Origin of the sequence: Bradyrhizobium sp. RP6, assembly GCF_003837805.1 — a bacterium.
GTDB lineage: Bacteria > Pseudomonadota > Alphaproteobacteria > Rhizobiales > Xanthobacteraceae > Bradyrhizobium.
Window position 1 is genome coordinate 764,274 of the sequence record NZ_RQIT01000001.1, and the last position, 18,632, is coordinate 782,905.

The window sequence follows — 18,632 nt, forward strand, 5'->3', positions numbered from 1 at the left end:
TATAGCTCCTCCATTCCTAGTCATATCGGTCGTTTACCTCCGTACAATTGAGCGTCTCGTCCCCTGGGAATAGCCTCATGACCCATCGGGAGTGTCGCAGCGAGCGCACGAGAACCGGTCCGAAGCTTGCGACGGAGGCGTCTTACCGGCAGGCGAAGACCAAGGACGATGTCGCTGCAATTTGCGGCAAGCGACCACCCGCATGAAGTCGAGGGAAACGAACTGGCAAAGCGCGAGCAAAGGAGGAAGACGACAATGTGCGTGACATCGGTGCTTCCTGAGCGTGGCCGATCCGAGTCCGAATGTTGCTCTTCAGTCAAGGGCTGTGCGGTGTGTGGCGGCAAGTTTGGCCTGATCCGCTACTACTCCTGGCGCACCGCGCTCTGCTCCAAGAAGTGTGTCGATCGCTTCCGCACGCGCCGCGAGCGCGATCACCGGTGGTTGTTCCGGGTTCAGGCCGCGTGAGGTCGAATTAGAGAGCTGAGCATCGTCCAAGGAGCTGATCCGGGAGCGTACGTTGAACCGTTCATGCAAGCTGTTGTGCTCGATGGTTCTCCTCGCCTCCACTGCGACGGTCCGGGCACAGGAGACGGGACATGATGCCGTACATCGCCGGCACCCACCCCAGGACCAGGCGCTGCACGAGAAATTCTATTCGACCTGGCACATGCCGGACAATCCGAGCGTCAGCTGCTGCAACAGTGCCGACTGCTATCCGACCGATATCAAATACATCGACGACCAGATCTATGCCCGGCGCCGGGAGGACGGCAGATACATCCTGATTCCACCGCAAAAGGTGGAGCGAAACAGGGATAATCCGGACGGCCGAAACCACCTTTGCGCTCCGCCGCCCGCACTGTCACCGCTGGATAGCGTTTACTGCTTCGCTTTGGGAGGTGCCACATGAGATTCGCGTTCGTGCTGGTGAACGGCCGGACCCCGTTCCGGCAGGCCTGGTGCATGCAGTGCTGCGAGCCGCTCAGCGACAGCTATCTCCGCGAGATCGCGACCCGTCTGCCTTACTGCGATCATCAGTGCTACGCGCTGTTCTGCGAGGCGCTTGCGAAAGATCGCATGAGGGCGGCTTCATGAAATTCATGGTGGTCAATCACGAGCCCCCCGTTGTGCGCGTCCACGTGCAGCACCTGCTCGCGGTCGATCCGGTCCGGCTATGTCCGGCATGTGCGGACGCAGCGCCGCTACTGCGACTACGATTGCTACCGGCGCGGCGAACTCGTGACGCTGCTGACGCATTGGTCGGTGCCTGGGCACAACGGGCCGGCCTCCGGGAACGTCGAGGTCGCCGCTCGCAACGCGATCGAGATGTTCACGGTCCTGGGCGCCGTCTTGTGCTGGAGCTGCACGATGCACGCCTTCGCCTTCGCAAGAATCTTGACCGGCGCATATTCGGACGGTCGCGATCCGACCACGATGGAAGGAGGTGACACCTAGCTACGCGACGGCGCTCGCGTGGAAGCCGCAGCGACGCAACCTGGCAGGCGCCGTGTCCAGCCCCGTCGACGTCGCCTAGGGAGCGGGCGCTGCGGCCGCCACGGGTGCCGTTGCGCCGGCCTCCTGCTTGACGATGCGCCGATCGCTCTTGCCGGCGATCGTGCCGCCGTCCTCGAACCTCGTGCGGTAGACCAGCACGTTCTCCATCACGCGCTGGACGTAGTTGCGGGTCTCCGACAGCGGGATGCGCTCGACCCAGTCAACCGGATCGACATTGGGGTCCCTTGGATCGCCGCGCGTCTGCACCCATTCGCGCACCCGGCCGCGCCCGGCATTGTAGCCGGCGAAGGTCATGATCTGGTTGCCGCGATATTCCGAAAAGAGCGCACTGAGCTCGGCCGCGCCCATCTGCGTGTTGTAGACGGGATCGGAAACCATCTTGCCCCAGTCATAGGTCAGGCCGAACCGCTTGGCGGTATCGCGCCCCGCTTCCGGCGTCACCTGCATCAGCCCGACCGCATTGGCATGGGACTTGTCGCGCTGGTCGAACGAGCTTTCGGTGCGCGCCACCGAATAGATCACGCTGGTCTCGATCGCGGGCGCGACCTGCTTGTGCTCGGGGATGCCGATGGTGGGGAAGGCGTAATGGTCAAGCGCGAGCCCGCGCGCCAGCGCCGTCTTGCCGACCTCCAGCATCACGCGCGCATCGTTGCGCCGGCGGGCAAGCTCGCCGAGGGCTTCGAGTGCTGCGACGTCGCTGCTCTCCTTGGCGAAATCCTCGGCGTAATAGAACACCATATCGCGCTCGCCGATCCCGTAGAGCATATCGGCGGCGCGCACGCGCTCGTCCACGGGGGGCGTGTCGGCCGAGGCCAGCACAGGCGAGGGCGGACGCAGCTCGATCTGGTCAAGACCGAGCTTTGCGCGGGCGAGCTGGCCGTAATAGGCGGTTTGATAGCGTGCCGCCGCCCGATAGCTCATGCGCGCATCGGCCGTGGCGCCCATGGCTTCGGCGGCGCGGCCGCGCCAGTAATGGGCGCGCGACAGCGCGATCGGATTGGACGAGCCCGCGTCGATGGCGGCAAAGTGCGTCATCGCCGTCGTGGGATCGTCGAGAAAGCGCAGCGCGATCCAGCCGCACATGAAGTGATAGTCGACGCGGTATACTTCCTTTTCCGGTATGGCCGCCGTGCGCACCACATCGTAGGCGGTCCTGGACTTGCCCTGATCGAGCAGCTTGCGTGCGAGCATGCGGCGCTCGCGCCACCAGGCATCGGTGTCCTGGGCGGACATCATGTCGGGTGCAGCGGCCAGGATCACCTCGGCCGCGTCGTCGATGCGGTCGTTCTGAAGATGCCACTGGGCGCGGCACAGCACATAGCCGAGATCGCGGCGCGCGCCGGCCGGCACGTCCTCGAGATAGTCCTTGGCCTTGCTCTCCTTGCCGGTGACCGCGGCACAGGCCTTGACGATCGCGAGATCATCCTCGCCGAGCCGTTTGGCGGCGCGCCTCGCGCTTGCGTAATCCTTGGCGCCGAGCCGCTTGTCCATGCGCGCGCGGTGGTCGTCAGCGGACAGAAGATCGCGAAACGCTTCGTAGGAATCCTCCTCGCTGCGCTCGGACAATTCGTCGACTCGCCAGGCTTCGCGTACGAACCGGGCCGCCCTGTCGGTATCGCCTTCGGCGCGCAATACGCGGGCGAGCGCAAACTTGCCCTTGGCGCTGGTCGGCCGGTCCATCGTGAACTTGTGCACGGTGGCGGCGTCGGCCTTCTCCTGCCACAACCGCGCCTCGGCACGGCGGCGGAGCAGGGCGCTGCTCGGCCACTCCGGATTGGCGGCGAGGAAGGCGGCATAGCGCTTGAAATTGGCCGTGCTCTCGGAATGGCGCAGCATGAACCAGTCGGCGAGTTTCTGTCCGGCGGGATCGGCGATGCGGTCGCGCGCCGCGCTCGCGTCATCCGTCTTGCCCTTGCGCGCGAGATCGATGGCGTCCTTCAGCGCGGCGAGGTCGCCGGTCAGCGGCGGCGCGGCCGGCTTGGCCGCGGGCTCGTCGACCGTCTTCTTCGACTTGCGCTTGGCCTCGGCGTGCTTGCCATGTCGCGCTTTGCCGGCGGAGGCGTGGCGGTGCTTGCCGGCTTTCGCCTCATGGGTCTTCTTCGGCGCGGCCGATTTCTGGCTGCTTTTCGCGGCCAGTTCCGTGGGAAGGAGGGCGATTGCGGCCACGGCAACGAAACACGCGAGCGAGCGTAGGCACTGGTTCATTCGATGGTCCCCCTGCGAAACCACTACAAACCAAGGTCCGCGACGACATGCGGCTTGAGAATCGAAATATCGAACGATGTCGGGGCATCGTTCCGCATTTCTGACGCTGTCGCAACAATGCGGCAAAAAACGGATGCGTTGCGGGAACTTCCGCAAAGGAGAAAAGGGCATGGCCTGTTAACCCGTCGTTAAGGTCGGGCTCGCCCGGCGGTTGCATGGTACGGACGCCAGGAGGACCAAGATTGCGCGTGTTCCCGCAGCCAGTCCGGTGTATGGAGTTCCCTCGTTCCGTTCTTTTGGCCTTTGCCTTCCGCACCCATGCCGATTTTCAACCAGTCGATCCGGCGCAAGATCGTCGGCATCGCCCTCGGACTGATCGTCCTGATGCTGGTCACCTCGATCCTGTCGATGGTGATGTCCAGCCAGGTCGGCGTCCTGCTCGATGAACTGACCAACCGTTACATCCCGGCCTATAGCCATCTGGCGCGCGCCAGCAGTCGCTCGCTGGAGCGGGGGCTGGCGCTGCGGCGGATGGTCATGACCCGGATGGAGGCGCCGTCGGATGAGGAGGCCTATACGGCGCGCCTTCGCGACTTCGAGCAATCGGACCGCAAGATCGAGGAGGAGGCTGAGGCTGCGCGTAAGCTGATCAACGCGATCATCGAGGACCCCAGAACGTTTTCCGACAATGCCGCGCTGGCGCGAATCGATCTCCGCATCGACACCGCCGTTACCGAACTGCGGCGCGACCTGAGCGAGGACCATGCGAAGCTCCTCAAGCAGGTCGACGGCAAGCAGACGGCCGAGGTGCGCGGCACGCTGGAACACATCGACGTGGCGCGCGAACAGTTCAACCGGAAGATCGATACGATCTGCGGCGATATGCTGGCGCAGGTCTACTTCTCGACGTCGCAGGTGATCAGCCGCCAGCATCAGACGATCATCGTTTCGGGACTGGTGACATTGCTCGCGGCGATCGTCGGATTTGCCTTCGCGCTGCTGGTGTCAGGCGGCATCACGCGTCCGGTGCGGCTGCTGCTGGCCGGCACGCGCGAGGTCGAGGCGGGCCGGTTCGACAAGCCCATCGCAGTCTCGACGCAGGACGAGATCGGCGAGCTCGCCGCGGCCTTCAACCGCATGATCGAGCAGTTGCGGCAGAACGAGCGCATCCGGGAGACCTTTGGCCGCTACATCGACCCCAAGGTGGTGCAGGGACTGATCGAGCGGCCGGAGGTCGGAATCGACGGCGAGCGCCGGGTCATGACCATCATGTTCTGCGACATGAGCGGCTTCACCTCGATGAGCGAGGGCATGACCCCGCGCGGCCTCGTCAAGGTGATGAATCACTATTTCACCATGATGTCCGGCCCCATCAGGAGCAATCGCGGCGTCATCGACAAGTATATCGGTGACGCCATCATGTCCTATTGGGGACCGCCTTTCGTCGAAGAGGACGAGCAGGCCCTGCTCGCCGGGCTTGCCGCCGTCGAAATGGCCGACCACGTGCCCGCACTGCAGAAGCAACTGCCCGATCTGCTCGGTATCCGCGCCATGCCCGCGCCGTGCGATCTGCGGATCGGCATCGCCACCGGCGAGGTCCTGACCGGCAGCATCGGCTCCGAGCTGATGATGAGCTTTACCGTGATGGGCGACGCCGTGAACCTCGCCTCGCGGCTGGAGGCCGTCAACAAGGTCTACGGCACCCGCATCCTGGTCTCGCAGACGACTGCGGACGCGATTGGATCTCGCCTCGAATTGCGCGAGATCGACCGGCTTGCGGTCGCGGGCCAAAGCGCGCCGCAGACGATCTTCGAAGTGATGGCGAGACCGGGCGCACTCACCGATGCGCAAGTCAGTTTGCGCACGCACTATGTCGAAGGTCTCGCCGCCTATCGCGCCCGGCGTTTCGACGACGCCCATGCCGCCTTCAACGCGGCGCTCGAGGCGGTCCCCGGCGACGGTCCCTCGCGCGCGATGCTCGGCCGCATCGCGCAGTTCGCGGCCAATCCGCCGGATGCCAATTGGGATGGTGCCTGGCGGCTCGAGCAGAAATAGGCTGCCGCGGAATAATTGATGCTACCCCATAACGATGTTCGCCGTGACGTATTTCCCGGATTTAGGTTAGCTGTCCTTGTGGCGTTTGACGGGGACACGCCGATGACAGAACTTCAGGACAGGTTGGAACGGTTCGAGACGCTCAGCGCCGAATGCGAGCTGATCGCCAAGCTCGCCACCGACGGCACCAAGCGCGAGTTCTATCTGAGGCTCGGGGAACAGTATCGCCAGCTGGCGGTGGATATTCGGCAGGCGATCGCGACCACGGCTGCGGCCTGAGGCCGGCTGAAATCCGTTCTTAACATTTAGCGCGCATTCTCGCAGCACGCGCATCGCTGATCGGCGGTGGCTCGTGGTGGGAAGATCGGGGTTCGTTGCAATGCAGCGCACCTCGCGAGTGTCGTCGTGCTGTGCCTGACAGGGCAAGTCCCATGCGCCTCGTTGCGGTGATCATATTCGCGCTCATGACGGCGGCCTGCGACCAGGAGCGGGATATCACCGGCTCGACGACGTCGAGCTGTCCGATACGAAACTACAGCTACAATCCACGCGACATGAACCAGTGCGTCAACGCCTGCAGATCGTGCGATCGCGGCACCACGGTCACCTGCACGACCTCCTGCACCCTCAAGGGGGCTCGCTGAGCGGATTGCCCTCTGCGTCGCAGGGATCGTAACCGCGCCATCCCAAGCCTCCATCGTTCCCGCCTCGACTTGAGCTCGAGGGCGACACCGTCGCCGATGTCGGCGGCCTTGCCAAGGTATCGCTATGCCGATCTCAATTGGATGAAGGCCGGCGTCGTCGTCGAGGTCGAGATCGACAAGGTCGGCTGCTTGCGCAATGCCATTGCCGACGAAACCCCCGAGGTCTTGTAGGAACATGAGCAGCTCGCAGGCTTTCAGCGGAGTTTGCGCTGACGGTGCCGAGGCACCGGAACGATTCACATAGGATAGTCATTGGAAGCAGTGGGAAGGACGCGGAGTCCGATGGAATGGGTATGCTCGATCCCGGCCGGTTCCTGGTGTCGTGCTCGCATTGCGATGCCTGGCCGATGGCCGCCAACGTGAAACGTTCAAACTGGTCGGCATCCCCGCATGAGGTCCGTTTCGTCTGCACGCGCTGCCGGCGCGAAGAGACCGCGATCGTCTCGGCCTCCGGCGAGCTGACCACGATCAAGCGCCTCGACGTTCCGCCGCGCGATGTCGCTGTCGCCTGGGCTCAGGCCCAGCGCCCGCGGGGACGAACATAGGCGCGGGGCATTGCCCGATCCGTCTGGGAGCCGGCCGATCGCGCTTGCGGCCGAGATGCCAGCAGTCGATTGACTCCCGGCCTGGGCGCCCCCTAGATTGGCCGGTGACGGTTCTCCTTACGGAGATCAAAAGGGAACGTGGTGCGAGATGCCCCGGCGCGGGGATCTTCTCAATGCCATGGCTGCCCCCGCAACTGTAAGCGGTGAATCTCTCGTCCTGTGCCACTGGGAATCTCGGTCCTGGGAAGGCGACGTAGAGGTAACGACCCGCGAGCCAGGAGACCTGCCGTCAGCCGTGGTCACACGCGAAGATGTCGGTCGGGGAGTACAGACATCAGCTTCACCGGAGCAATCGATCGCTCCGCCGTAAAGCCTCGTTCGCTGTGACGTGCCACTGACGTCATGCCGAGGTTATGATTTTGTCCCGTTTTGTCACTGCCTGCCGGCGCTGCTGCGCCGGCATCGTTGCGGCCGCTTTCTTCTATTCGCTCGATCCCTCCATCGCCCAAGCACAGCAGGCCGGTGCCGAGCAGCTGCCGCCGGTCGAAGTGACCCAGCCTGACGATCAGAGCCGTACGCGGGCCAGGGCGGCCGGCGACGGCGATGCGAGGAGGCGCCGGGCGAGGCCGAATGGTGCGCCGAGCGGGACCGGCTCGTCCGGCTGGGGCAGTGGAGCCGCCGCCGGCAATGACGGCATCGTCGGCGCGGCCACGACCGTCATCACGGCTGCGGAGATCGCCCATGCGCCGTCGCAAATCCTGGCCGAGATCATCGCGACGCAAGTTCCGGGCGCCCAGATCACGACGTTCTACGGCGGCCAGATCGGTGCCAAGACCAGTGCCGATCTGCGCGGCTTCGGTGCCCTCGCCACGGCCAATACGCTGGTGCTGGTCAACGGACGGCGGCTGAACGACATCGACATGGCGCAGGTGGACCTCTCCACGATCCCGCTCAATGCCATCGAGCGTATCGAGGTCACGCGCGGCAATTCCGGTGCGGTGCTGTATGGTGACAATGCGGTTGGCGGCGTCATCAACATCGTCACCAAGAACGGCGTCGGCGGCCCGCCCGCGACAGCGCGCATCGAGGCCGGTTTCGGCTCGTTCAACACTGGGCTCGGCAACGTCTCGACCGCGCTCAATTCCGGTCCGTGGTCGACCTCGTTCCACGGCAATGCCGTCAGGACCGACGGCTACCGCGACAACAATCGCTATTCACAAGAGAACGGCGTCGGCAATCTGAACTACACAATGCCTGGCCTGACCGCCTTCCTGACCGTCACCGGTGACAATCAGGAGCTGCGGCTGCCGGGCGGCCGCACCGTGGATCCGTCGATCGGTCTCGACGAGCTCGCGAGCAACCGGCGAGGGGCCAGCACGCCCTTCAACTACGCCAATCAGCAGGGTTTTAGCGCGAACGCGGGCTTCACGAAAACCCTGGTCAACGGCGTCGATCTCATCGTCGACGGCGGCCTGCGCGACAAGAAGCAGCAGAGTGCGTTCTTCTCGAGCCCGACGCCGGTCCCGGCTTTCTTCACGTCGACCTATGTCGAAGCCGATCTGACGACGTGGTCGATCACGCCGCGGCTCAGCGTGAAGAGCCTGCTCTTCGGAATGCCGTCGCAGTTGCTGACTGGCGTCGACTATTACGATGCGAGCTTTCAGCAGAACCGCGGCGCCGGCCAGGGTCTCGCCCCCTGGCACAACTACGTCCTCAGGCAGCAGACGGTTGCCGGCTATGTCCAGCACACACTGGCCGTGACGGCCGCGACCGACATCTCCTACGGCGCCCGGGTGCAGAACATCGGCCTTTCGGCACGTGACGATTTTGATGCGGCGGCTCCGTTCAACGCCGACATCGGCGCGCTCCCGCTCGGGAGCGACGAGACGCAATATGCGCTGCACCTCGGTGCCGAGCATCGTCTCAATGAAACCGTCGCGCTCTTCGGCCGGGCTGCGCGCGCCTTCCGCACGCCTGATGTCGACGAGCGGGTGTCGTCAGGCCCTTCATTCGACCCGTTCTTCAATCCGCTCCCGCAAACGTTCCGGCTCAAGACCCAGACCTCGCAGGACATCGAAGGCGGGCTGCGCATCAGAGGAGGCGGACTGCAGATGCAGAGCAGTCTCTACCTGATGGACCTCGCCAACGAGATCCATTTCAATCCGATCCTGTTCTACAACACCAACCTGGATCCGACCCGCCGTTACGGCTCGGAGACCAGTGTCTCCTATCGCATCAACGACGCCCTGCTGGTGCGTTCCGGCATTGCCTATACACGGGCCGTCTTCCGCGAAGGCGCCTGGGCGGGCAACGACGTGCCGCTGGTGTCGCGCTACACCGCGAGTGCGGGCCTCACCTGGAACATCTGGCAGAACTATCTGGTGCTGGACGCCACCGCGCGGTTCTGGAGCGAGCGCCGCATGGACAACGACCAAGCCGGAACCCAGAAGCCGATTCCCGCCAACGGCACCATCGACCTCAAGCTCAGCGGCCAATTTGAGCGCTACTTCTGGTCGCTCGGCGTCAACAATGTGCTGAACGCGCTCTACTACGACTACGCCATCGCAAGCACCTTCACGGACGGTCGCTTCAGCGCCTATCCGCTACCCGGTCGCACCTTTCTGCTCAGGGCCGGCGCCGCGTTTTGATTTCGATGGGGCTGTCACAGGCGCCCAAATGGACTAAAACTCGAAGAGAAGGAGATCACTTATGGCTCTCAATATCCTGTCGTCCGACGGCGACGGTTTCCGCCTCCATCCGGTGGCGCCGCGTCTCGCGCCGATGTTCGGCTTCGCGCTGCTGACGGTATCGTGCGCGCTCGCGAGTTTTGCGTTCGCCTGCGCGACGCCGTTCGCGGCTTTCGCCGTCGTCGCGGCTGCGATGCTGCCGCTGCGTCCGGCGCTGCTCGTCGTCACCGGCGCCTGGCTCGTGAACCAGACAATCGGCTTCAGCGCGCTGCACTATCCTATCGATGGCAGCAGCATCGCCTGGGGTTTTGTGATCGGCGCGGCGGCGCTCCTGGCGACTGTGGTGGCATCGGGCGTGCTCCGCATGCTGCCGCAGGGACGCGCGCCGCTGATGCTCGCGATTGCGCTGTTTGCCGCCTATGCGGCCTATGAGCTCGCGCTGTTCGCCGCGACGCCGTTCCTGGGCGGAGAGGGCGCCTTCACCGCCGCCATCGTGACGCGCATTGGGCTGACCAGCGCTGCCTGGCTCGCCGGCCTCGTCGCCGTCTGCGAGGTCGTGCGCCTGTTCGGTCCGTTCGGGCGCGAGGGAGCGATGTCGGCCTGACGGAGCCTGGCGCAATCCGGCAGCGGGATATCGCCCGACAGGCAAAACACCTGGTCGTTTCAAAGCTGTCGGTGTCAATCCGCCGCCTCGAAAATATTCCGCTTTACCGAAATTCGGATTTGTCGTAAGAGCGCGGCATAAGCCGTCCGACCATCGCGCAGGGAAGGCCGAGTGATCGGCACCACCTGTATGCTGCTGTGCGGTTTTCTGCGTGCACCTTTTGCGCAGCGGACCGCGGGTGCCTGTCGGCACCCGGCCTTCCCTGTGCCCTCTTGGCTCAAGAGGGTGAGCGACGAAGCAAAACTCGGGCGAAATCAGCCGCGAGGATGCGAAGGCGTGTCTGGTCAGTGCGACCTTGAAACGACGTCGGCTCACCTTGCTCCGTCACTCCGACTCACGTTCGTACGCGAGATCGCGGAGCTGAAGTGGATGCAATCCTTGTGCAGAGGAATCTGAGATTGTGGATTGCCATCTTCGCGAGGTATCGCGGTAGGCCCGCTCGTGACTTCTGAGCCACGATTGTGCCATCGGTGCAACAGTCGGCCCGGATTTAGCCCTCACCACCGGCGGTTGGCATCGTCGCCGCTTTTTGGCCACACCCGAACATGAATAAAATCACTCTAATGTTTTAAGGCAGTTGGCGGTCTTCGAAGGCGACGAGAAAATCCCAAGGTCGATTCAAATCTTGGCTCTGATTTTTCGGGTCTGAAAGGGTTGGCCGGGGAAACTGGTTGCGATGGTCGCGAAGATTGACAAGCAGAAGCTGCCGAGCCGTCACGTGACGGAAGGCCCTGCGCGTGCGCCCCATCGGTCCTACTTCTACGCCATGGGGCTGACCACCGATCAGATCCACCAGCCCTTCGTCGGCGTCGCCTCCTGCTGGAACGAGGCTGCTCCCTGCAACATCGCGCTGATGCGCCAGGCCCAGGCGGTGAAGAAGGGCGTGGCGTCGGCCGGCGGTACGCCGCGCGAATTCTGCACCATCACGGTGACCGACGGCATCGCCATGGGCCATGACGGCATGCGCTCGTCGCTGCCGTCGCGCGAATGCATCGCCGACTCGGTCGAGCTGACCGTGCGCGGTCATGCCTATGACGCGCTGGTCGGCCTTGCCGGCTGCGACAAGTCGCTGCCGGGCATGATGATGGCGATGGTCCGCCTCAACGTACCCTCGATCTTCATTTATGGGGGCTCGATCCTGCCCGGCAATTTCCGCGGGCAGCAGGTCACCGTGCAGGACATGTTCGAGGCGGTCGGCAAGCACTCGGTCGGCGCCATGTCGGACGAGGACCTCGACGAGATCGAGCGTGTCGCCTGTCCCTCGGCGGGCGCCTGCGGCGCGCAGTTCACCGCCAACACCATGGCGACCGTCTCCGAGGCCATCGGCCTCGCGCTGCCATACTCCGCCGGTGCGCCGGCCCCCTACGAAATCCGCGATGCCTTCTGCATGACCGCGGGCGAGAAGGTGATGGACCTGATCGCCCAAAACATCCGGCCGCGCGACATCGTCACGCTCAAGGCGCTGGAGAATGCGGCTGCCGTGGTCGCGGCCTCCGGCGGCTCGACCAATGCTGCGCTGCACCTACCGGCGATCGCGCACGAGGCCGGCATCAAGTTCGACCTGTTCGACGTCGCCGAAATCTTCAAAAAGACACCTTATGTCGCGGATTTGAAGCCAGGCGGCCGTTATGTCGCCAAAGACATGTTTGAAGTAGGTGGCATACCGCTTCTGATGAAGACGCTGCTCGACAACGGCTTCCTGCACGGTGATTGCCTTACCGTCACGGGCCGCACGATCGCCGAAAACCTCAAGAGCGTGAAGTGGAATCCGCACCAGGACGTGGTGCACCCGGCAGACAAGCCCATCACCGTGACAGGCGGTGTGGTCGGTCTGAAGGGCAATTTGGCGCCAGAAGGTGCGATCGTGAAAGTCGCGGGAATGTCCAACCTCAGGTTTACCGGTCCGGCCAGGTGCTTCGACCGTGAGGAGGATGCGTTCGAGGCGGTCCAGAACCGCACCTACCGCGAAGGCGAAGTCATCGTGATCCGCTACGAGGGGCCGAAGGGCGGTCCCGGCATGCGGGAAATGCTCCAGACCACAGCGGCGCTGACCGGCCAGGGCATGGGCGGCAAGATCGCGCTCATCACCGACGGCCGCTTCTCCGGCGCCACCCGCGGCTTCTGCATCGGCCATGTCGGGCCGGAGGCGGCGGTCGGCGGCCCGATTGGGCTGCTCGAGGACGGCGACGTCATCGAGATCGACGCGGTCGCCGGTACCCTTAACGTAAAATTGAGCGATGCCGAGCTCGCCCAGCGCAAGACCAAATGGAGCGCTCGCGCGACTAACCATACGTCGGGTGCGCTCTGGAAATATGCTCAGCAGGTCGGACCAGCGGTCGGTGGGGCGGTAACCCATCCGGGCGGCGCGCACGAGAAACAGTGCTATGCGGACATCTAGGCGTGCCATAGTTGCGTTTGTGTTAGGGGCGGCTGCGCTGGCCGCGCCGGCGCTCGCCTTCGACGGTGCGCCGGTTAATCCCAAGGACGCGACCATCCCTGTCGTGACCACCTTGCCGGGCGCCGCGGGTGCAGTGCGCACCAAGGTTCCGCCGGCCGTCGCGAGCCAGGAAACCTCGCTCAGCGCGCTGCAATATGCCGCCGAGGGTGGCCACCCCATCGCGCAATGGAAGCTCGGCCGCATGTACGCCAACGGCGATGGCGTCGCCCAGGACGATTTGCGTGCCTTCGAATATTTCAGCCGGATCGCCAACGCGCATGCCGAGGACAGCCCGTCGGCGCCGCAGGCGCAGATCGTGGCCAACGCCTTCGTCGCGCTCGGCCGCTATTACCTCAGCGGCATCCCTAACTCGAAGATCAAGTCGGACCCGGAGCGGGCGCGGGAGATGTTCTCCTATGCGGCTTCCTATTTCGGCAATGCAGACGCGCAATATGATCTTGCGCGGTTGTACCTGAAGACGCCGGACGCCTCGCGCGAGGATTTCCGCTATGGCGCGCGCTGGCTCGGCCTCGCCGCGCAGAAGGGCCAGCACCAGGCGCAGGCGCTGCTCGGCCAGATGCTGTTCAACGGCGACCGCCTGCCGCGGCAGGCCGCGCGCGGCCTGATGTGGCTGACCCTGGCGCGCGACAGCGCCGGCGCCGAAGAGACCTGGATCAAGGAAAGCTACAACCGCGCCTTCGCCAAGGCCTCCGACGACGACCGCGCCATGTGCCTGCAAATGCTGGAGCAGTGGGTGCAGGGCCGCCGGGAATAATCGCGACACGCCGTCGTTCCAGGACGATGCGAAGCATTGAACCCCCGGAATCTCGAGATTCCCCGGTGCGCAATTGCGCACTTGAGGTTCGGCTCTTCGAGCCCTCCCGGAATGACGTCGCTGATGGCTATGCCGCGTCGAAATCCAGATCCGCCCACACCGGCACGTGGTCGGACGGCTTCTCCCAGCTACGCACATAGCTGTCGATGCCGACATTGGCGAGGCGGTCGCTGGCTTGTGGCGATAGCAGCAGGTGGTCGATCCGCAGGCCCTGATTCTTCTGCCAGGCCCCGGCCTGGTAGTCCCAGAAGGTGTAAAGCCCCGGCTCGTCGGTGACGGCGCGCAGGGCGTCGGTCAGGCCGAGGCCGAGCAGGGACTGAAAGCTCTCGCGCGTCTCCGTCTTGAACAGGGCGTCCTCGGTCCAGGCGGCCGGATTGTGCACGTCGCGGGCATGCGGGATGACGTTGAAGTCGCCCGCGAGGATCAGCGGCTCCTCGGCCTTGAGGCGCTCCTTCGAATATTCAAGAAGCCGGGACATCCATTTGAGCTTGTAGGGATATTTGTCGCTCCCGACCGGGTTGCCATTGGGCAGGTAAAGGCAGGCGATGCGCAGCACTCCGCGCTTGAGCGTCACCACGCCTTCCACGAAGCGGGCATGCGTGTCCTCGTCGTCGCCGGCGAGCCCCGACTTGGTCTCGTCGAACCGTAGCTTCGAGAGCAGGGCGACGCCGTTGAACGTCTTCTGCCCATGGGTGACGACGTTGTAGCCCAGCGCCTCGATCTCCAGCCGCGGAAAGGCCTCGTCGACGCATTTGATCTCCTGGAGGCAGACGATGTCGGGCTGGCACTCCTTCAGCCAGGTCAGCAGGAGATCGATCCGCTGCCGGACCGAGTTCACGTTCCAGGTGGCTACTCTGATGGACATAGGGAGGGCTCCGGGCGGGGGCCATGGTTAGAACAAACTGCAAACGCGCCCGTCAAGGATGCCGCAGGATCTCCCACAAAATTAACCCGGCCTAAGCAGGCGGTGGGCCATTGATCGTCAAAAGGTGCCGCGGATGGGTTGGCCGGACAAAGTCGATGAAGCGAACTGAACCGCGTGACGGCCTGATCGGCGCATTCCTGTATTGGCTCGGCGGCTTCGAGATCGAGGACGGCCTGACGGCCGATCTCAGCGAGCGCGAGATCCGCCGCATTCGCGCCAAGCAGATCGATGCCGTGAGGCGGCTGATCCCGGTGACGATGGCGGTGACGATGCTGAACGTCGCCGTCGTGCTGATCCTGTTCTGGGGCAGGGGCTGGAACGACTTTCTCGCGATCTGGGGCCTGACGCTCGCCGCTACCGCCTCGCTCGCGGTGCGCTCGTGGCCGCGGTCGCATCAGAACCTGCCGCAAGAGGCCTCGCCCCGCGCGGCGCGGCGGATGCTGCGGCAGGCATTCTTCCTCGCCGCAATCTGGAGCACGCTGCCGCTCGCGTTGTTCGGCCGCGTCGAGCCGACCAGCCAGCTCATCCTGGCCTGCCTGATGGTCGGCATGATGTCGGGCGGCGCCTTCACGCTCTCGACCTTCCCGCGCGCGGGCCTCGTCTATCTCGCCACCATGACCATCGCCTGCGCCGGCGCTCTGCTGCTGTGCGGCACCGGGCCCTATCTCGTGACCTCGGTGTTCCTGCTGCTGTTCGCATTCTTCATGGCGCGCAACATCGTCTCGCAGGGCAATCTGTTCCTCGGCAATCTCAAGGCCCAGCTCGAGCTCGAGCGCCAGACCGAGATCATCTCGCTGCTGCTGAAGGATTTTCAGGAGAACGCCAGCGACTGGTTGTGGCAGACCGACGCCGACGGGCATCTGATCGACGTGCCCCAACGCTTCGCGGACGTCGCGCAGCTGCCGCTTCCGCTACTGAAGGGATCGCATTTCGCCGACGTGCTTGACATGCTCTGCCCGGAGGACAAGAGCGCAGCCTACAACGTTGTCGGCCTGATGGAGCAGAACGAGCCGTTGCACGAGATGAACCTCAAGGTCGTTGCCGGCGGCGAGGCGCGCCTGTGGTCGCTGACGGCAAAGCCCGCCTATGACCGCGAGGAACATTTCCTCGGCTATCGCGGCTTCGGGCGCGACGTGACCGAGCGTTGGCGCGCGGAAAAGGCCGAGGCCGAGAGCCGCGCCAAGTCGGACTTCCTCGCGGTGATGAGCCACGAGATCCGTACGCCGATGAACGGCGTGCTCGGCCTCGCCAGCATGCTGCTCGAAACCAAGCTCGATCCGGAGCAGCGCGAAGCCGTCGCCACGATCCGCGACTCCGGCGACAATCTCCAGCGCATCCTCAACGACATTCTGGACTTGTCCAAGCTCGAGGCCGGGCGCTTCACCTTCGAGGTGATCGACTTCGCCCCGCAGGCATTGGTCGAGGCTGTCGCGACTGTCATTCGCGCGAGCGCCAAGAACAGGGGGCTGACGGTCAAGGTCGAACTCGATCCGAACCTGCCGCCGACCCTGCGCGGCGACGTCGCGCGCATCCGCCAGGTGCTGCTCAACCTCGCGTCCAATGCGGTGAAGTTCACCGACCAAGGCGAGGTGACGATTTCGGTCACCTGCCAGGCGCGACGCGACCTGCTGGCGACCGTCGAATGGACGGTGACCGACAGCGGCATCGGCATCGCCCCCGAAAAGCTCGGCCAGCTCTTCAGCGACTTCGCGCAAGCCGATGCCTCGATCAGCCGTCGCTTCGGCGGCACCGGCCTCGGCCTTGCGATCTCACGGCGCATCATCGAGCAGATGGGCGGCACCATCGGCGTCACCTCGACGCCGGGCGAAGGCTCGACCTTCCGCTTCACGCTGGTGCTGCCCTGGAGCCAGGCGCAGGCGTCCGATCAGGCAGACGGCCGTGACGAGGCCGACGATCTCAAATCCCGCATTGCCGGCCTCGACCGACCTCTGAAGGTGCTGGTCGCGGAGGACGATGCCGTCAACCGCATGGTCGTGAGCAAGATGTTGGGATCCTTGGACGTCGAGCTGCGCGTCGTTGCCGATGGCGCCGAAGCCGTCGCGGCGGCATCCGAGGGCAATTACGACGTCGTGCTGATGGACGTGCGCATGCCCGACATGGACGGGCTTGCCGCCACCCGCGCGATCCGTGCGCAAGGCGAGCGCCTCGAAGCCTTGCCGATCATCGCGCTCACCGCCAACGCCTTCCCCGAGGACATCAAGATTTGCCGTGAGGCGGGCATGTCGGACTTCCTGGCCAAGCCGCTGCGCAAGCCGGCGCTGGTCGCGGCACTCCTGCGCGCGCTGGACGGCCACGTCATGTCGGAGGATGCACCGCTGCAGCCGAAGCTGACGCCGGTCGAGGTGGAGTTGACGGAGGAGGAAAGGCAGATCACCGGCGCGTAGCCGGTCAGACCGAGAAGCTCGTCCCGCAGCCGCAGGACGCGGTGGCATTGGGATTGTTGACGCGGAACGAGGCGCCGATCAGGTCGTCGACGAAATCGACCTGCGAGCCCGCAAGGAACGGCTGCGAGGCGGAATCGACCAGCACCACCGCATTGTCCTGCTCGATCACGAGATCGTCGTCGGTGCGGGCACGGTCGATATCGAACTTGTACTGGAAGCCGGAGCAGCCGCCGCCCTCGACGGAGATGCGCAGCATCGCGCCGGAACCTTCGCCCTTGAGGATCTCCCCAATCCGGCGTGCGGCCCGGTCGCTGATGGTCACAGCAGTCGTCATCGTTCGTCTCCGATAGTCCCGCAGTCATACCCAATTCATTTGGTATCCCGCGCCCGACATAGTTAAGTGCCACCATACGCAGAATCAAATGGATAGGGACTAAATTCGCCGTGTCCGTCGGAATGGCAGCCCCTCGCGCGCCCTATGCCTGCGATCCCGATCGCAGCCGCGGCCGGCTGGTCGCCGAACCCCCGAGCCGGACCCGAAGCCCGTTCCGGCGGGATTGCGACCGGGTGATCCATTCCACCGCGTTCCGCCGGTTGAAGTACAAGACCCAGGTGTTCGTGTTCCATGAGGGTGACCACTACCGCACCCGGCTGACCCATTCGCTGGAGGTGGCGCAGATCGCCCGGGCGCTGGCCCGGCAGCTCGGGCTGGACGAAGACCTCACTGAAACCCTCGCGCTGGCGCACGATCTCGGTCATCCGCCGTTCGGGCATGCCGGCGAGCGGGCCCTGGACGCCTGCCTGAAGGAATTTGGCGGCTTCGACCACAACGCCCAGACGCTCCGCGTGGTCGCATCGCTCGAGCATCGCTATCCCGAGTTCGACGGCCTCAACCTGACCTGGGAATCGCTGGAGGGCATCGTCAAGCACAACGGGCCGCTGACCGACCGCAGCGGCGCCCCGGTCGGACGCTATCGCGAGCACGGCATTCCCGTCGGCATCGCCGACTACATCAAGACCTACGACCTCGAATTGTGGAGCTTCGCCTCGCTGGAGGCGCAGGTCGCCGCGATCGCCGACGACATCGCCTATGACGCCCACGACATCGACGACGGCCTGCGCGCCGGCCTGTTTCACCTCGACGATCTCAAGGTGATGCCGCTCACCGCGGAGATCATCGCCGGGATCGCCGGTCATTATCCCGATCTCGAGGACGTCCGGCGCGGCGCCGAGCTGGTGCGCGAGCTGATCTCGCACCTGATCGGGGCGGTGTTTGCGGAGGCGCAGAAGAACCTCGCCTCCACCAACCCGCAATCGGCCCAGGACGTGCGCCGGCTGAGCCGGGCGCTGATCGCTTTCCCCGCCGAGGTCGCGGAGGAAGAGGCTGCCATCAAGGCCTTCCTGTACCAGCACATGTACCGCCACAAGCGGGTGATGCGGGTGATGGGTGAGGCGGAGCAGATCCTGTTCGACCTGTTCGCAGAATACCTGAAATCCCCCGGCGAGCTGCCGCCGGAATGGCTGCTGGGGGCGGAGGCGGACGACGAGGGCGACCGGGCCCGGCGGATCGGCAATTTCATTGCCGGAATGACCGATCGTTTCGCGCTGACCGAGCACCAGCGGCTCTTTGACTCGACCCCGGATTTGCGTTAGGC

At 64.7% G+C, this 18,632-nt stretch carries 17 protein-coding genes and 1 riboswitch; of the genes, 14 read left to right on the forward strand and 3 right to left on the reverse strand.

The window, feature by feature from the left end; all coding sequences use genetic code 11:
- The first annotated feature begins 168 nt into the window (after nt 1-168).
- From EHH60_RS04035 to EHH60_RS04050, 3 genes are all read left to right on the forward strand, one after another.
- Complete coding sequence (locus tag EHH60_RS04035; protein WP_245454379.1) at nt 169-465, forward strand: hypothetical protein; 297 nt, start codon at nt 169-171, stop codon at nt 463-465.
- Nucleotides 466-906: 441 nt separating this feature from the next.
- Complete coding sequence (locus EHH60_RS04045; RefSeq protein ID WP_124158162.1) at nt 907-1,095, forward strand: hypothetical protein; 189 nt, start codon at nt 907-909, stop codon at nt 1,093-1,095.
- A 30-nt stretch (nt 1,096-1,125) separates the two neighbouring features.
- Nucleotides 1,126-1,455 carry a hypothetical protein gene (locus tag EHH60_RS04050; RefSeq protein WP_124158163.1) on the forward strand — a complete coding sequence of 110 codons (330 nt, stop codon included), beginning with the start codon at nt 1,126-1,128 and terminating at the stop codon, nt 1,453-1,455.
- Nucleotides 1,456-1,530: 75 nt separating this feature from the next.
- Here EHH60_RS04050 and EHH60_RS04055 read toward each other — a convergent pair whose 3' ends face one another.
- Nucleotides 1,531-3,720 (reverse strand): lytic transglycosylase domain-containing protein, encoded by a 2,190-nt coding sequence (locus EHH60_RS04055; RefSeq protein ID WP_124158164.1) that lies wholly within the window; start codon nt 3,718-3,720, stop codon nt 1,531-1,533.
- Between the two features lie 318 nt (nt 3,721-4,038).
- Between EHH60_RS04055 and EHH60_RS04060 the strand changes: the two genes are divergently transcribed.
- The 9 genes from EHH60_RS04060 to EHH60_RS04095 all read left to right on the forward strand — a co-directional run bounded on the left by EHH60_RS04060 (nt 4,039) and on the right by EHH60_RS04095 (nt 13,587).
- Nucleotides 4,039-5,775, forward strand: a complete 1,737-nt coding sequence (locus EHH60_RS04060) for an adenylate/guanylate cyclase domain-containing protein (protein WP_124158165.1) — start codon at nt 4,039-4,041, stop codon at nt 5,773-5,775.
- Nucleotides 5,776-5,877: 102 nt separating this feature from the next.
- A complete protein-coding gene (locus EHH60_RS37390) occupies nt 5,878-6,054 on the forward strand; it encodes a hypothetical protein (protein ID WP_199751279.1) in 177 nt (58 codons plus the stop codon).
- 152 nt (nt 6,055-6,206) lie between these two features.
- Nucleotides 6,207-6,419, forward strand: a complete 213-nt coding sequence (locus EHH60_RS04065) for a hypothetical protein (protein WP_124158166.1) — start codon at nt 6,207-6,209, stop codon at nt 6,417-6,419.
- A 96-nt stretch (nt 6,420-6,515) separates the two neighbouring features.
- Complete coding sequence (locus EHH60_RS37395; protein WP_245454380.1) at nt 6,516-6,650, forward strand: fumarylacetoacetate hydrolase family protein; 135 nt, start codon at nt 6,516-6,518, stop codon at nt 6,648-6,650.
- Between the two features lie 116 nt (nt 6,651-6,766).
- Nucleotides 6,767-7,024 carry a hypothetical protein gene (locus tag EHH60_RS04070; protein ID WP_124158167.1) on the forward strand — a complete coding sequence of 86 codons (258 nt, stop codon included), beginning with the start codon at nt 6,767-6,769 and terminating at the stop codon, nt 7,022-7,024.
- A 91-nt stretch (nt 7,025-7,115) separates the two neighbouring features.
- Nucleotides 7,116-7,329, forward strand: a riboswitch (cobalamin riboswitch).
- Nucleotides 7,330-7,437: 108 nt separating this feature from the next.
- Nucleotides 7,438-9,672, forward strand: coding sequence for a TonB-dependent receptor (locus EHH60_RS04075; RefSeq protein ID WP_502697392.1), 2,235 nt, complete (start codon nt 7,438-7,440; stop codon nt 9,670-9,672).
- A 61-nt stretch (nt 9,673-9,733) separates the two neighbouring features.
- Nucleotides 9,734-10,315 carry a hypothetical protein gene (locus EHH60_RS04080; protein WP_124158169.1) on the forward strand — a complete coding sequence of 194 codons (582 nt, stop codon included), beginning with the start codon at nt 9,734-9,736 and terminating at the stop codon, nt 10,313-10,315.
- Between the two features lie 736 nt (nt 10,316-11,051).
- Nucleotides 11,052-12,773: a dihydroxy-acid dehydratase gene (ilvD, locus tag EHH60_RS04090; RefSeq protein WP_124158170.1), complete on the forward strand. Its 1,722-nt coding sequence runs from the start codon at nt 11,052-11,054 to the stop codon at nt 12,771-12,773.
- On the forward strand, nt 12,760-13,587 hold the full coding sequence (locus tag EHH60_RS04095; RefSeq protein WP_124158171.1) for a tetratricopeptide repeat protein: 828 nt from the start codon (nt 12,760-12,762) through the stop codon (nt 13,585-13,587). Before ilvD ends, EHH60_RS04095 begins: the two co-directional genes overlap by 14 nt.
- Nucleotides 13,588-13,714: 127 nt before the next feature.
- On the opposite strand, the gene xth is transcribed toward EHH60_RS04095, so the two are convergent.
- On the reverse strand, nt 13,715-14,512 hold the full coding sequence (xth, locus tag EHH60_RS04100; protein ID WP_124158172.1) for an exodeoxyribonuclease III: 798 nt from the start codon (nt 14,510-14,512) through the stop codon (nt 13,715-13,717).
- 155 nt (nt 14,513-14,667) lie between these two features.
- Between xth and EHH60_RS04105 the strand changes: the two genes are divergently transcribed.
- Entirely contained in the window at nt 14,668-16,977 is a 2,310-nt protein-coding gene (locus tag EHH60_RS04105; protein WP_124158173.1) for a hybrid sensor histidine kinase/response regulator, read from the forward strand.
- A gap of 4 nt (nt 16,978-16,981) precedes the next feature.
- Here EHH60_RS04105 and erpA read toward each other — a convergent pair whose 3' ends face one another.
- The gene (gene erpA, locus EHH60_RS04110) at nt 16,982-17,311 is read right to left on the reverse strand and encodes an iron-sulfur cluster insertion protein ErpA (RefSeq protein WP_024342679.1); all 330 of its coding nucleotides are present in this window, start codon (nt 17,309-17,311) and stop codon (nt 16,982-16,984) included.
- A 110-nt stretch (nt 17,312-17,421) separates the two neighbouring features.
- Between erpA and EHH60_RS04115 the strand changes: the two genes are divergently transcribed.
- Nucleotides 17,422-18,630, forward strand: a complete 1,209-nt coding sequence (locus tag EHH60_RS04115; protein ID WP_124158174.1) for a deoxyguanosinetriphosphate triphosphohydrolase — start codon at nt 17,422-17,424, stop codon at nt 18,628-18,630.
- Nucleotides 18,631-18,632 lie beyond the last annotated feature (2 nt).